This is a genomic window from Nocardioides sp., from assembly GCF_031422975.1.
GTDB lineage: Bacteria > Actinomycetota > Actinomycetes > Propionibacteriales > Nocardioidaceae > Nocardioides.
Window position 1 is genome coordinate 1 of sequence record NZ_JANPEO010000422.1, and the last position, 15,027, is coordinate 15,027.

Here is a 15,027-nt window from a genome sequence, read left to right on the forward strand (position 1 = left end):
CCTCCGTGGTCCGTGAGCACGAGGCGGCGGGTCGCCCGCACGACCTGGTGCTGCTCGGCAACGACGCTGCCGACACCGGTGACTTCCAGGTCGGCATCCGCCTGGCCTACGAGCTGGGACGCCCCGTAGTCACCGGGGTCACCACGGTGACGGTCTCCGAGGTCGACGGCCAGCCGGTCGTGACCGCCAGCGGCGACGGCCCCGACGGCTATGAGACCTACCGTGTGCCGCTGCCCGCCGTCGTGACGGTGCTCGAGGGCGGGGTCGAACCTCGCTACCCGACGGTGCCCGGCCGGATGAAGGCCAAGAAGGTGCCGATCGAGGAGCGCGAGGCGTCGGCCGCGCCGACCGGGCAGTCCCGGGTGCGATGGTCGCTGCCGCCCGCGGCGCCCAGTGACGTCCAGGTCCTCGGCACCGGCCCGGAGGCCGCGCCCGCCGTCGTCGACCTCCTCGAGCAGCTGGGAGTGCTGGCCAGATGATCCTCGTCCTCGTGGAGAAGGACCTCCACGGTGCGGCCGTCGAGGTGTCCCTGGAGACGCTGACCTTCGCGCGTTCGCTCTCCGAGGCCGGTGGCGGCGTGCCCGTCGACGCGGTCGTCGTGGGCGACGTCTCCGACGACCTCCGCTCCCAGCTTGCGGCGTACGGCGTGCGCGAGGTCCACCGCCTGACCGGGGCCGGCTTCGAGGCGTTCGCGGGGGCCGCGTGGGCCTCGGGGATCGAGACCGTGCTCGCGACGACCCGCTCGGTCGTGGTGACGGCCGCCGGGACGCCCCGCGGCGGCGAGGTGCTCGCGCACCTGGCGGCCCGGGCCGGCGTGGCGATGGCCGCCAACGTGCTGTCCTTCAACGGACTGTCCCCGTTCGTGGTGAACCGGCAGGTGGTCGGTGGCCGGGCGGTGGAGGAGATGCAGATGTCGAGCCGTCCCACGCTCTTCACCGTTGCCGGCCACGCGGTCGAGGCGGCGCCCGCCGCGGCGCCGACCGCGGCTGCCCTGGTGGAGCACGCCCCCGACGTGGCCGCCATCGACCTGGTCGCCCGCGTGGTGTCCACCGAGGAGCCCGAGCCCGACCTGTCCGGCAGCCTCAAGTCGGCGCGGGTCGTGGTCGGTGCCGGCCGCGGCGCCGGCGGCGAGGACGGCTTCGACGGCCTCCTCGAGCTGGCCGAGCTGCTGGGTGCCCCGCTGGGCGTCTCGCGGGTCGTCACCTCGCTCGGCTGGCGCCCTCACCACGAGCAGGTCGGCCAGACCGGGAGCCGTATCTCACCCGACCTCTACATCCCGTGCGGCATCAGCGGCGCCATCCAGCACTGGGCCGGGTGCAGCAGCGCCAAGGCGATCCTGGCGATCAACACCGACGCCGACGCGCCGATGGTCACCAAGGCGACGCACGCGGTGATCGGTGACCTGCACGAGGTCGTGCCGGCGATCAACGCCGAGATCAGGCGCCGCCGCGCCGGCTGAGCGCGGCGCGGGTTACTCCTGAGTAGACGAGAAGACGTCACACCGAGTGACACGCGGCGTACTTCTCGTGACGTGGACGAGATTCCAGCGTAACCTCGCGGCGATGTCCGCGTTGGTCCCACGTTCGCACCGGCGCGGAATCACTGTGCCACTCACCGTCGAACGCCGATGCTGAGTCGAGAGGGAGGTCTGCGCCATGGGCGTTGAGATCAAGGTCGACGGCCTCACCAAGTCGTTCGGCAAACAGCTGATCTGGCGTGACGTGACGCTGAGGATCCCCGCCGGCCAGGTGTCGGTCATGCTGGGTCCCTCGGGCACCGGCAAGTCGGTCTTCCTCAAGACCCTGATCGGTCTGGTCAAGCCCGACGAGGGCTCGATCCTGATCGAGGGCACCGACATCGCGAGTTGCTCCGAGCGCGACCTCTACGAGATCCGCAAACTCTTCGGCGTGCTGTTCCAGGACGGCGCGATGTTCGGCTCGATGAACCTCTACGACAACGTCGCCTTCCCCCTGCGCGAGCACACCAAGAAGTCCGAGTCCGAGGTCCGCACCATCGTCATGGAGAAAATGGACCTGGTCGGCCTCGTCGGCGCCGAGGACAAGCTGCCCGGCGAGATCTCCGGCGGCATGCGCAAGCGCGCCGGCCTGGCCCGCGCCCTCGTGCTCGACCCCGAGATCCTCCTGATCGACGAGCCCGACTCGGGCCTCGACCCCGTGCGCACGTCGTACATCAACCAGCTCTTCATCGACCTCAACGCGCAGATCGACGCGACGTTCCTGATCGTCACCCACGACGTCAACAGCACCCGGACGGTCCCGGACAACATCGGCCTGCTCTACCACAAGCACCTGGCGATGTTCGGGCCCCGCGAGATGCTGCTGAGCTCCGAGGAGCCGGTCGTGCGTCAGTTCCTCAACGCCCAGACCGTCGGCCCGATCGGAATGTCCGAGGAGAAGGACGCCGACGAGCTCGCCGCGGAGAAGGACCTCGACATGCCTCCGCTGCCGCCGATCCCGCTCCAGCTCGAGCCGTCCAGCGGCATCCCGCGCCGTCACCAGCCCCCGCCGGGCGAGTGGTGCCGGGAGAATGGTGTGACGCCGCCTCCCGGATCCTTCGAGAGCGCCAACGCCGGCCTCGCACCGGGGGCCTGATCAGGCCGTGTCCTCACTGACCTCTTCCCGGGCACTCGCCCCGATCGGGATCGCAGGCAAGCTCTTCGCCTTTGCCCTCGACGTCGGGCGCGCGCTGTTCCGACGCCCCTTCCAGCTGCGCGAGTTCATCCAGCAGGCCTGGTTCATCGCCTCGGTGACCATCGTCCCGACGGCGCTCGTGGCCATCCCCTTCGGTGCGGTGATCGCGCTCCAGGTCGGCGGCCTGATCAAGCAGTTCGGGGCCCAGTCATTCACCGGCTCCGCATCGGTGCTCGCCGTCATCCAGCAGGCCGCGCCCATCGGCACAGCCCTGCTCATCGCCGGCGCCGGCGGCTCTGCCATCGCGGCCGACCTCGGTGCCCGCAAGATTCGCGAAGAGCTCGACGCGATGATGGTGCTCGGCATCGACCCGATCCAGCGCCTCGTCGTGCCCCGCGTCCTTGCCTGCATGGTCGTCGCGTTCTTCCTCAACGGCATGGTCAGCGTCGTCGGCGTCGCCGGCGGCTATGTCTTCAACGTGATCCTGCAGGACGGCACCCCCGGCGCCTACATCGCGAGCTTCACCGCGCTGGCCCAGCTGCCCGACCTCTGGATCGGCCTGTTCAAGGCGCTGGTCTTCGGCCTGATCGCCGCCATCGTCGCGTCCTACAAGGGCATGAACGCCAACGGCGGGCCCAAGGGCGTCGGTGACGCGGTCAACGAGTCCGTGGTCATCACGTTCCTGCTGCTCTTCGTCGCCAACTTCGTCCTGAGCATGATCTATCTCCAGATCATCCCCCCGAAGGGCGGATGACATGGCCAGCATCAAGAGCGTCTACCAACGGCCCCTGGACTCCCTCGACACCCTGGGTGGGCAGCTCGCCTTCCACATCGGCGTCGTCAAGGCGATCCCGCGCTCGGTCACGCGCTATCCCAAGGAGATCATGCGGATCCTGGCCGAGGTCACCCTCGGCTCCGGGGCGCTGGCGGTCATCGGCGGCACGGTGGGCGTCATCCTCGGCATGACCTTCTTCACCGGTGCCCAGGTCGGGCTCTCGGGCTACGCCGCGCTCAACCAGCTCGGCACGGCCGCCTTCGCCGGCTTCGTCTCCGCCTACTTCAACACCCGCGAGATCGCGCCGCTCGTGGCCGGCATCGCTCTCGCCGCGACCGTCGGCTGCGGCTTCACCGCCCAGCTCGGCGCCATGCGGATCTCCGAGGAGGTCGACGCCCTCGAGGTGATGGCGATCCCCTCGATGCCGTTCCTGGTCGCGACCCGCGTCGTCGGCGGACTGATCGCGATCGTCCCGCTGTACGTCGTGGGGTTGCTGTCGTCGTACTTCGCGAGCCGGCTCGTGGTCACGCAGTTCTACGGCCAGTCGCCGGGCACCTATGACCACTACTTCAACGCCTTCCTGCCACCGGGCGACGTGCTCTGGTCGTTCGGCAAGGTCCTCGTCTTCTCGGTCACCGTGATCCTCATCCACTGCTACCACGGCTACACCTGCTCCGGCGGACCCGCGGGTGTGGGCGTGGCGGTGGGCCGCGCCGTGCGGACCAGCATCGTGGCGGTCAACGTCATCGACCTGTTCCTGTCCATGGCCATCTGGGGCACCAACGCCACCGTCAGATTGGCGGGTTAGCGATGAATCCCATGAAGAACAACCTGGTGTTGGGCGTCGTCTTCCTCGCCCTGCTGCTGTCGAGCGTGTGGGTCTCCTACGGCGTCTTCACCCAGAAGTTCACCAGGTTCGACGAGGTCGAGCTCAAGACCACCAACATCGGGTTGCAGCTGCCGATCCGCGCCGACGTCAAGATCCGCGGCGTCCAGGTCGGCGAGGTGACCGACATCCGCACCGACGGCGACGGCGCCACGCTGACGCTCGGTCTGTACCCCGACATGCGCGACACGGTCCCCGGCAACGTGACCGGCTCGATCGTGCCGAAGACGTTGTTCGGCGAGAAGTACGTCTCGCTGATCGTGCCGGAGGGCCCGGTCGCCGACGCGATCGAGGTCGACACGGTCATCGATCGCACCGACGTGTCCACCGAGGTCGAGCAGGTCCTCAACGACCTCTACCCGCTGCTGCGGGCGGTCCAGCCGGCCGAGATCAACATGACGCTCAACGCGATCGCGACCGCGCTCGAAGGGCGCGGCGACCAGATCGGCAACAACCTCGAGACGGTCGACAGCTATCTCAAGCGGCTCAACCCCGAGATACCGGCGCTCATCGAGGACCTCCGGCTCACCGGCAAGGTGTCGGATGTGTACGCCGACGTGCTGCCCGAGATCGCCACGATCCTGCGCAACACCATCACGACCACGCAGACGCTCGAGGGGCGCGAGGAGAAGCTCAACGCCCTGTTCAAGGACATCGGTTCGTTCTCCGCGACGGCCGAGCGCTTCCTCGACGACAACGGCGACAACGTCATCCGCCTCGGCGAGGTCAGCCGCGACCAGCTGCGCGTCCTGGCCCGCTACGCCCCCGAATACCCCTGCCTCCTCGCAGGCATCGTGAAGGCCGGCGCGCTCCAGGCCGAGGCGTTCCGCGGCTTCACGCTGCACATCGTGCTGGAGACGCTGCCCAACCAGCCCCGCGGCTACGGCCCGCAGGACCGACCGGTGTTCGCCGACAAACGCGGCCCCTACTGCGGGCGCCTGCCCGATGCTCCCTGGAACCAGGACAACCCCGTGACCCACCAGCCCAACTTCGCCGACGGCGTCGACGAGACCACTGGCAAGGGCACCATGCGTGCTGCGACCGGCTGGTCGACAGGCGCCGGGTTCCCCGGTAGCCGCGAGGAGTCGGCTCTGGTCAAGGGGCTGCTCGGACCCGCGATCGGCACGAGCGCGGCGGACGTGCCAGACCTCGGCGTCCTCCTCATCGCTCCGATGGCGCGCGGCGCCACCGTCAGCCTGGGGGCCGATCACTGATGGCCGTCCTCGACAAGAAGACCTCGGGCGACCTGCTCAAGCTCCTCGTCTTCATCGTGGTCACCTCGATGCTGACCGCGGTGCTGATCGTCCTCATCGGCAATCTCAACTTCGCCTCGACCCGTGACTACAAGGCGGTCTTCACCAACGCCACCGGCGTCAACAAGGGCGACGACGTCCGGGTCGCGGGCGTGAAGGTCGGGACGGTCAAGGACGTGGAGATCACCGAGCGCACCCAGGCACTCGTGAGCTTCACGGTCGCCGACGCGACCCAGGTCAACGGCGGCACCTTCGCCACGATCCGCTACCGCAACCTGGTGGGACAGCGCTATCTCTCCCTCACCCAGGAGGTGGGCGACTCCGCCCGGATGCCCGAGGGTTCCACGATCCCGGTCGAACAGACCTTGCCGGCCCTCGACCTGACGGTCCTGTTCAACGGCTTCAAGCCGCTCTTCCAGGCCTTGTCACCTGCCGACATCAACAAGCTCTCCTACGAGATCGTCCAGGTCTTCCAGGGCGAGGGCGGCACGCTCGAGGGCCTGCTGCAGCACACCGCCTCGGTCACCGACACGCTCGCGGACCGCGACCAGGTCATCGGCGACCTGATCGAGAACCTCAACCAGGTGCTCGTGCACATCGGTGACCGCGACGAGCAGCTGTCTCGACTGATCGGGTCCTTCCGCCAGCTCGTCGGCGGACTCAAGGACGACCGACAGGCGATCTTGACGTCCCTCGACGACATCTCCGCCCTCTCCGTGCAGACCGCCGGGCTGCTGCAGGGAATCCGCAAGCCGTTCGTCCAGGACATCAAGCACCTGCGCGAGTTCGCCGGCAACATCGACCGCAACAAGGCCGAGCTCGACCGGGCCCTGCAGGTGCTGCCGATCAAGCTCGAGAAGGTCGGTCGCACCGCGATCTACGGCTCGTGGTTCAACTTCTACCTGTGCGAGTTCCAAGGGCGGGTCAAGCTGCCCGCCGGCGTCAACGTGCCGCTGAGCTACCAAACCGGATCGGACAGGTGCAATCTCGGATGATCCCGTTCCGCGAGCGCAACCCCGTCGTCATCGGCGCCATCAGCCTGGCCCTGATCGCGGCCTCCCTCGTCGTGGCGTTCCGTGCCGGCGACCTCCCGGTCATCGGTGGCGGCGACACCTACTACGCCGCCTTCTCCGAGGCCGGTGGCCTCAAGACCAACGACGAGGTGCGCATCGCCGGCGTCCGCGTCGGCAAGGTCGACTCCGTGACCCTCGACGGCGACCACGTGAAGGTCGCCTTCAAGGTCGACACCGCCGAGAAGTTCGGCCCCACGACCAACGCCGCGATCAAGGTCAAGACCCTGCTCGGCGCGATGTACCTCGCCCTCGAGCCGGCGGGCGGCGGACAGATGAAGGAGAAGTCGACGATCCCGATCGAGCGGACCGCTTCGCCGTACGACGTGGTGGAGGCCTTCGAAGGCCTGGCCTCGACGTCGGAGGAGATCAACACCGACCAGCTCGCGGCCTCACTGACCACGCTCGCCGACCTCACCCGCAACACGCCGGAGGAGTTCCGCGCGGCCCTCGACGGGGTCACGCGCCTCTCGGCCAACGTCGCCGCCCGCGACGGCGAGATCAACACGCTGCTGGTCAACCTGGAGAAGGTCTCCCGGGTGCTCGACGAGCGCGACGAGGACATCGTGGCGCTGATGCGCGATGCCGACGTCCTGTTCCGGGCGCTGGTGAGCCGCCGCGAGGCCATCCACAACCTGCTCACGTCCACCTCGACGCTCTCGCGCGAGCTGACCCTGCTCGTGAGGCAGAGCCGCGCAGACCTCAAGCCCGCTTTGACCCACCTGGAGAACGTCGTCAACGTGCTCAACAAGAACGAGGACAACCTCGACAACAGCCTTCGGCTGATGGCGCCGTTCTATACCGTCTTCGCCAACACCCTGGGCAACGGACCGTGGTTCGACACCTACATCCAGAACATGCCTCCCGCGATCCAGGTGGGCTGACATGGACCTCCTCAGGAAGTACGCCGTCCCGTTGGTCGTCATCGCCCTGGTGACCGCTGCCGTGCTGACCCTGGTCGGCGGCGACGACACCAAGCGCCTCGTGGCGCACTTCCCCCGGGCCGTCTCGGTCTACGAGGGCAGCGACGTGCGGGTCCTCGGTGTGGCGATCGGCACGGTGGAGAAGGTCACGCCGTCGGGCACCGACGTCGAGGTGACGATGTCCTACGACGCCGACGTCGACCTGCCCGCCGACGCCAAGGCCGCCATCGTGGCGCCGTCCGTGGTCGGTGACCGGTTCGTCCAGGTCACCCCCGTGTTCGAGGAGGGCGACGAGGTGATGGCGGACAACACCGTGCTCGCCGTCGCCCAGACTGCCGTCCCGATCGAGCTGGACCAGATCTTCGAGAGCCTCGACACGCTCAACGTGGCGCTCGGACCCAACGGCGCCAACAAGAACGGCGCCCTGTCGGACCTGTTGTCCGTGACTGCCGACAACTTCGACGGCCAGGGTGCCAATCTCAACTCGACCATCAAGAACTTCGCCCGGCTCTCCGACACGTTGGCCAACAACAAGGAGGAGCTGTTCGGCAGCGCCGAACAGCTCGGCAAGTTCATCGAGACGCTGGCGCAGAACGACGAGACCGTCCGGGGCTTCAACCAGTCCCTCGCCGACGTCTCGGGCCTGCTCAAGGGGGAGCGTGAGGAACTCAGTGCTTCGCTGAAGAACCTGTCCACCGCCCTGGTCGAGGTGTCGTCGTTCGTCACCGACAACCGCGAGATCCTGGGCCGCAACATCCAGGGCCTCAACCGCGTGTCCAAGGTGCTGGTCAAGCAGCGCGCCGCCCTGGACCAGGTCCTCAAGGTGGGCCCGCTGGCCCTCAACAACCTGGCCCTGACCTACAACCCGCAGGCCGGCACGCTCGACACCCGGGCCAACCTCGGGGAGCTGGGTGGCCAGATCGAGGCCGACCCGGCGCTCTACCTGTGTGGTCTGACCAACCAGGTGAAGGGTGCCGCGGGCGTCTGCGACACGATCAAGAAGGTCTTGCCCCGCAGTGGTGCCCTGACGGAGGGCTCGACCCTGCCCTCGGCGCCCGACCTGAAGTTCGATCCGAGCCTCGGCGGACTCGTGGGGGTACAGCGATGAGGAAGCTCAAGGCGCTGATCGGGATGCTCGCCGTCGCGTTGCTGCTGACGGGCTGCGACTTCGACGTCTACAAGTTGCCGCTGCCCGGCGGCCCGGACGCCGGTGACAACCCGATGAGGATCACGGTCCAGTTCGCCGACGTGCTCGACCTGGTGCCCAAGTCCACGGTCAAGGTCAACGACGTCAGCGTCGGCACCGTGCGCGACGTGGTGCTGAAGGGCTACACGGCCGAGGTCACCCTCGAGATCCGCAACGATGTCGAGCTTCCCGACAACGCCCTCGCCGAGATCCGCCAGACCAGCCTGCTCGGCGAGAAGTTCGTCTCGCTGAAGGCGCCCCCCACGGACGTGAGCAGCAACCAGCTCGAGAGCGGCGACAAGATCCCGCTCGAGCGGTCCGGACGAAACCCGGAGGTCGAGGAGGTGCTCGGCGCCCTGAGCCTCCTGCTCAACGGTGGTGGCGTCGCCCAGCTCAAGACGATCACCCAGGAGCTCAACCTCGCCCTCGAGGGCCGCGAAGGCGCGGCCAGGTCGGTGCTCCAGCAGATCGGCTCCTTCATGGGCCAGCTCGACGAGAACAAGGCTGCCATCGTCACCGCGATCGAGAAGCTCAACCGGCTCGCGCTGTCGGTGCGCGAGGAGCAGCCGACCATCGATGCGGCGTTGGAGGAGCTGCCCAGCGCGCTCGACTCGATCGACCGGCAACGAGGCGACCTCGTCAAGATGCTCAAGGCCCTCGACGAGCTCAGTGCCGTGGGCGTGAAGGTCATCTCGGCATCCAAGGACGCCACCATCGACAGCCTCGAGCTGCTCAACCCGGTGCTGTCGCAACTCGCCGCGTCGGGCGACAACTTCACCAACGCCTTCCACGTGTTCCTCACCTACCCGTTCGTCGACGAGGTCGTCGGGCGTGACCCGCAGGTGGCCCGCAACCTCCACATGGGTGACTTCACCAACCTGTCGATCACCCTTGAGGTCGACCTCACCAACGGCGCCACCGGCCTGCCGACGCTGCCCACCAACCTGCCCACGCAGGTCGACCCCACGGTGATCGTCAACAACGTGCTCGAGTGCCTCAAGAGCGGCGACCCGCAGAGCGCAGCCTGTCTCAAGGTGCTCAACACACCCAACGACCTGCTCCTGCTCAAGGAAGAGTGCAAGAAGCAGGCCAACCAGGACAAGGACATCTGCAAGCAGCTCAACGCGATCCCGGGGGTGCCCGGCCTGCCCACCACGCCGCCGACGATCCCCGTCCCGACCAGCGTGCCGACGGGGCTACCGACCCTGCTGCGTCAGCCGGGCGCACCACGGGCCGGGACCGGCCAGCGACCCACGCAGTACGGACCGACGATGGGAGAGCTGATGGACGTCTATGACCCCAACCTCGTCAGCCTGCTCGTGCCCGGGATGGTGCTCTGATGGTTACTCGTCGGACCAAGGTCCAGCTGCTCATCTTCGCGATCATCACGCTGCTCGGCGTGACGTTCGTCGGTGCCCGCTACGCCCGCCTTGACCGGGTCTTCGTGGATGACGCCTACACCGTCGTCGCCCACTTCGCCGACTCCGGCGGTGCCTTCGCCGGTGCCGAGGTGTCCTACCGCGGCGTCCGCGTCGGTCAGGTCTCCGAGATGGTCCTGACCAAGGAAGGCGTCGACATCCACCTCGACATCGACAACGGGCAGGACGAGATCCCGGTCGACACCCTCGCCGTGGTCGGCAACCGGTCCGCCCTCGGTGAGCAGTACGTCGAGCTGCAGCCGCAGGTCGACGAGGGCCCCTACCTCGTCAACGACTCCGAGATCGCCGTCGACCAGACGCGCACGCCGATCGCGACCGACACCTTGCTCACGCACCTGTCCGAGACCGTGCGCAGCGTGGACGGGGACGACCTGCAGACCGTCACCACGGAGTTCGGTGCCGCCTTCGGCGGCGCGGGCGGCGACCTGCAGACGATCATCGACTCGGGCAACGAGTTCATCAACGCGGCCGACGACAACTTCGAGATCACGACCAAGCTGATCAAGGACGCCAACGTCGTTCTCCACGGGCAGGTCGCCTCGGAGAGCTCGATCCGCTCCTTCGCCAACGACCTCAGCATCTTCTCCGCCAGCATGGTCGCCTCGGACAAGGACCTTCGCTCCGTCATCGACAACGGCAGCGCCACGGCCAACCAGCTGCGTCGCTTCCTGGAGGACAACGAGGTCGATCTGGCCTCGCTGATCAACAACCTCGTCACCACGGGCGAGGTCGTCGTGTCCCGGCTCGACGGGGTGGAGCAGCTGCTCGTGCTGTATCCCTATGTCGTCGAGGCCGGCTACACCGTCGTCGCCAAGACCCCCGCGACGGGCAACTTCGACGCGCACTTCGGCATGATCCTGACCGAGGAGCCCGCAGTGTGTCAGCGCGGCTACGAGGGCACGGACCGCCGAACGCCCCAGGACGGCTCGAACCGCGCCATGAACATGACGGCCGGCTGCACCGAGCCGGCCTCGGAGTCCAACGCCCGCGGGTCGCAGAACGCCCCGCGCGCAGCGGCGTCCTACGGCGACCCCGTGGCGGCGTACGACCCCAGCACCGGCACCCTGACCTGGGGCGAACGCGAGGCCGGCTCCGTGCAGTCGGCCGGTAGCGTGGCACCCCGGACCCTCGGAAAGGAATCGTGGAAGTGGTTGTTCCTCCAGCCCCTGCTGACGCAGGACTGAGCACGCCCGCTTCCGCCGACCCACCCCGGTCACGGCCGTTCCGGCTGGTGTTGGCGGCCGTCCTGCTCGCAGTGAGCCTGGCCGCGGCTGCGACCGCGGTGACGCTGTTGGTGACCCGCGGTGGCGAGGGCAGTGACACCCAGGCCGGCCGCGAGGAGGTGATGGCGCAGACCGAGCAGTTCATGCTGCGCATGGGCACCTACGGTCCGGACCTGCTCGACGACAGCGGCGCGATGCCCGACTACCGCTCCGGCGTCAAGGAAGTCATCACCTCGAAGTTCGCCGCGTCCTTCGACAAGGAGGCCGGCGCCGCCGAGCAGCTGGTCGCGCAGGCCGGTGTCTCGCGCGTGCCCGACGTGTTCGCCACCGGCGTCTCGAGCCTCGACGAGGACTCCGCCCGCACCCTGGTCGCGGGCTCGTTCACCGATACCTACACGGTCAAGGACAAGACGGTCCCCCAGGAGCCGATCCCGTTCCGGATCGAGGTCAGCCTCGTCAAGATCGACGGGGAGTGGCTGGTCGACGACTTCAGCCCCGTGACGGCCGGCGGCGCCGTGCCCGAGTCGGGCGACCCGGTGCCGGCCCCCTCGGACACCACCTCGACGGAGGGCACCCCGTGACCCCCAGCTGGTACGACGTCCTCGACGTCGAGTCCACCGCGTCCGCCGCCGAGATCCGGGCGGCGTGGCGCTCCCAGATCGCCGACCTCGAGCCGGGCTCGCGGCGCTTCCAGACGCTCAACCAGGCTGCCGAGGTGCTGCTCGACGCGCAGACGCGTGCGGCGTACGACGCCGAGCTGGCCGCCCAGGCGCCCGCACCGGTCGCCGTCAGCGAGCCCTCCGGGGTCGACCTCACCCAGCCGGTGGACGCGCCCGCCGGCGCCACGCCGACGGGCGCGGCCCGGACGGTGCCCACCTGGCTGCTCGCACTGCTGGGCGTCGTGGCGGCCGGGTGCCTGACGGCCGCGCTCTGGGTCTGGCAGACGGGCGACGACACGGCCGTGGAGGACGCGACGAGCTCGGCCCAGTCCGCGGCCGAGCAGGCCATCGTGCCGGTGCTGTCCTACGACTACGAGAACCTCGACGCGGACCAGAAGCGGGCCCAGTCCTACCTGACGGCCGACTACCGCGAGGACTACGACCAGCTCTTCGGCGTGATCGCGGACAACGCGCCGTCGACGCAGACCAAGGTCGCCGCCGAGGTCATCGCGTCCGGGATCGTCCGGTCGGGGGAGGACCGCGTCGACGTGCTGGTCTTCGTGGACCGGCCCACCACCAACAAGCTCACGCCCGAGCCGGTCACCTACAAGGACCAGGTCACGGTCACCATGCAGAAGGTCGGCGACGACTGGCTGATCGACAACCTGGTGACCTCGCCGGCGGCGCAGTAACGGCGCTCTCGCCGACGTGTCCGGCCGTGGTGCTTGACCTGATGGCCCTCGGCGTTCATCATCGTCGGCAACGCGGACGTGCGCGACTCCTGACGAGTTGACCCCCGCGTTTGAGACGCGCGTGGATCTAGGGTAGGATTCTTCTTTGCGCCTGCCCTCAAATGCCCTTCACCCTGTCCGGACGGGTGTCGATGGTGGGAGGCCGGCAGCGTTTCGATCACTTGATCATTCGAAGGAAAACTCTTGGCCGCGCGCAGCTCCGCTGGTATCCACCGTCGCACCTCTTTCGCAAAGATCACCGAACCTCTCGAGGTTCCCGCTCTCCTGTCTCTCCAGACCGACAGCTTCGAATGGCTCGTCGGTGGCGAGAAGTGGGAAGGGATGGTCGCAGCGCGCCGCGCCGCGGGTGAGGACGTCTCCGAGAAGTCGGGTCTCCAGGAGATCTTCGAGGAGATCTCTCCGATCGAGGACTTCTCCGAGACGATGATGCTCTCGTTCGACAACCCCGTGTTCGTCGACCCGAAGTACACCGAGGAAGAGTGCAAGGAGAAGGACTTCACCTTCTCGCGCCCCCTCTACGTCTCCGCCGAGTTCATGAACCACGAGACCGGCGAGATCAAGGGTCAGACGGTCTTCATGGGTGACTTCCCGATGATGACCCGCAAGGGCACCTTCATCATCAACGGCACCGAGCGGGTCGTCGTGTCCCAGCTCGTGCGTTCGCCGGGCGTCTACTTCGAGCGGTCCGCCGACAAGACGTCCGACAAGGACATCTACACCTCGAAGATGATCCCGTCGCGCGGCGCCTGGCTCGAGTTCGAGATCGACAAGCGTGACCTCGTCGGCGTCCGCCTCGACCGCAAGCGCAAGCAGAACGTCACCGTGCTGCTCAAGGCGCTCGGCTGGACCCCGGAGCAGATCCGCGAGGAGTTCGGCCAGTACGAGTCGATGATGCTCACCCTGGAGAAGGACACCCCCCAGACCCAGGACGAGGCGCTGCTCGACATCTACCGCAAGCTGCGTCCGGGCGAACCGCCCACCCGTGAGGCTGCGCAGACGCTGCTGAACAACTACTACTTCAACCCCAAGCGCTACGACCTGGCCAAGGTCGGTCGCTACAAGATCAACAAGAAGCTCGGCGTGACCGAGGCCTTCGACCAGCAGACGCTGACCGTCGACGACATCGTCGCCGCGATCCGCTACATCGTGCAGCTGCACCACGCCGGTGCACCGGTCGACGCCCCCGACCTGATCGACGCCAAGGGCGCCGTGGTCTTCGGCCCCGACGAGAAGGCGATCAAGGTCCAGGCCGACGACATCGACCACTTCGGCAACCGCCGCATGCGCACCGTGGGCGAGCTGATCCAGAACCAGCTCCGCACCGGTCTGGCGCGCATGGAGCGAGTGGTCCGTGAGCGGATGACGACCCAGGACGTCGAGGCCATCACGCCGCAGTCCCTGATCAACATCCGGCCCGTGGTCGCTGCACTGAAGGAGTTCTTCGGCACCTCGCAGCTCTCGCAGTTCATGGACCAGACCAACCCGATCGCCGGGCTGACGCACAAGCGTCGCCTGTCCGCGCTCGGTCCCGGTGGTCTGTCTCGTGACCGCGCCGGCATGGAGGTCCGCGACGTGCACCCGTCGCACTACGGCCGCATGTGCCCGATCGAGACCCCGGAAGGTCCGAACATCGGCCTGATCGGCTCGCTCGCCTCCTATGGTCGGATCAACCCGTTCGGGTTCGTCGAGACGCCGTACCGCCGCGTCGTCAAGGGCGTCGTCAGCAACGACATCGACTACCTGACCGCCGACGACGAGGACCGCTACGTCATCGCGCAGGCCAACGCCCCGCTCGACAAGGCGAACAAGTTCGTCGAAGAGCGCGTGCTGGTCCGTCAGCAGCGCGGTGAGGTCGACGCGATCCTCGCCGAAGAGGTCGACTACATGGACGTGTCGCCGCGCCAGATGGTGACGGTGGCCACGGCCCTGATCCCGTTCCTCGAGCACGACGACGCCAACCGCGCGCTGATGGGCGCCAACATGCAGCGCCAGGCCGTGCCGCTCATCGTCAGCGACTCGCCGCTGGTCGGCACCGGCATGGAGTACCGCGCCGCGGTCGACGCCGGCGACGTGGTCCTGGCCGAGAAGGATGGTGTGGTCACGGCGGTCTCCGCAGACTCCATCGAGACCATGAACGACGACGGCAGCTACCAGACCTACAAGCTGGCCAAGTTCAAGCGCTCCAACCAGGGCACCTGCATCAACCAGCG

General features: G+C 67.9%; 14 protein-coding genes. All 14 read left to right on the top strand.

Translation table 11 applies throughout. The features are described 5' to 3' along the window. A partial coding sequence (locus RMO85_RS12675) for an electron transfer flavoprotein subunit beta/FixA family protein (protein ID WP_397203818.1) occupies window positions 1–479 on the top strand: 479 nt, incomplete at its 5' end. Next, the gene (locus RMO85_RS12680; protein WP_310529085.1) at window positions 476–1,459 is read left to right on the top strand and encodes an FAD-binding protein; all 984 of its coding nucleotides are present in this window, start codon (window positions 476–478) and stop codon (window positions 1,457–1,459) included. The genes RMO85_RS12675 and RMO85_RS12680, both read left to right, overlap by 4 nt. 196 nt (window positions 1,460–1,655) lie before the next feature. Beyond that, on the top strand, window positions 1,656–2,612 hold the full coding sequence (locus RMO85_RS12685; RefSeq protein ID WP_310529086.1) for an ABC transporter ATP-binding protein: 957 nt from the start codon (window positions 1,656–1,658) through the stop codon (window positions 2,610–2,612). 7 nt (window positions 2,613–2,619) lie between these two features. Continuing rightward, a complete protein-coding gene (locus RMO85_RS12690; RefSeq protein ID WP_310529087.1) occupies window positions 2,620–3,405 on the top strand; it encodes an ABC transporter permease in 786 nt (261 codons plus the stop codon). 1 nt (window position 3,406) lies between these two features. After that, window positions 3,407–4,234: an ABC transporter permease gene (locus tag RMO85_RS12695; protein WP_310529088.1), complete on the top strand. Its 828-nt coding sequence runs from the start codon at window positions 3,407–3,409 to the stop codon at window positions 4,232–4,234. Between the two features lie 11 nt (window positions 4,235–4,245). Continuing rightward, window positions 4,246–5,526: an MCE family protein gene (locus tag RMO85_RS12700; protein WP_310529089.1), complete on the top strand. Its 1,281-nt coding sequence runs from the start codon at window positions 4,246–4,248 to the stop codon at window positions 5,524–5,526. Beyond that, window positions 5,526–6,560: an MlaD family protein gene (locus RMO85_RS12705; RefSeq protein WP_310529090.1), complete on the top strand. Its 1,035-nt coding sequence runs from the start codon at window positions 5,526–5,528 to the stop codon at window positions 6,558–6,560. The genes RMO85_RS12700 and RMO85_RS12705 overlap by 1 nt, the downstream gene beginning before the upstream one ends. After that, a complete protein-coding gene (locus RMO85_RS12710) occupies window positions 6,557–7,519 on the top strand; it encodes an MCE family protein (RefSeq protein ID WP_310529091.1) in 963 nt (320 codons plus the stop codon). The genes RMO85_RS12705 and RMO85_RS12710 overlap by 4 nt, the downstream gene beginning before the upstream one ends. 1 nt (window position 7,520) lies before the next feature. Then, window positions 7,521–8,666: an MCE family protein gene (locus tag RMO85_RS12715; RefSeq protein WP_310529092.1), complete on the top strand. Its 1,146-nt coding sequence runs from the start codon at window positions 7,521–7,523 to the stop codon at window positions 8,664–8,666. After that, entirely contained in the window at window positions 8,663–10,084 is a 1,422-nt protein-coding gene (locus RMO85_RS12720; RefSeq protein WP_310529093.1) for an MCE family protein, read from the top strand. Before RMO85_RS12715 ends, RMO85_RS12720 begins: the two co-directional genes overlap by 4 nt. Then, the gene (locus RMO85_RS12725; RefSeq protein ID WP_310529094.1) at window positions 10,084–11,367 is read left to right on the top strand and encodes an MlaD family protein; all 1,284 of its coding nucleotides are present in this window, start codon (window positions 10,084–10,086) and stop codon (window positions 11,365–11,367) included. The genes RMO85_RS12720 and RMO85_RS12725 overlap by 1 nt, the downstream gene beginning before the upstream one ends. A 47-nt stretch (window positions 11,368–11,414) precedes the next feature. Further along, entirely contained in the window at window positions 11,415–11,987 is a 573-nt protein-coding gene (locus tag RMO85_RS12730) for a hypothetical protein (RefSeq protein WP_310529095.1), read from the top strand. Next, window positions 11,984–12,757, top strand: a complete 774-nt coding sequence (locus RMO85_RS12735) for a DnaJ domain-containing protein (protein ID WP_310529096.1) — start codon at window positions 11,984–11,986, stop codon at window positions 12,755–12,757. Before RMO85_RS12730 ends, RMO85_RS12735 begins: the two co-directional genes overlap by 4 nt. A 243-nt stretch (window positions 12,758–13,000) precedes the next feature. Beyond that, window positions 13,001–15,027 (top strand): DNA-directed RNA polymerase subunit beta (locus tag RMO85_RS12740; protein WP_310529097.1); only part of this gene is annotated, 2,027 nt, incomplete at its 3' end.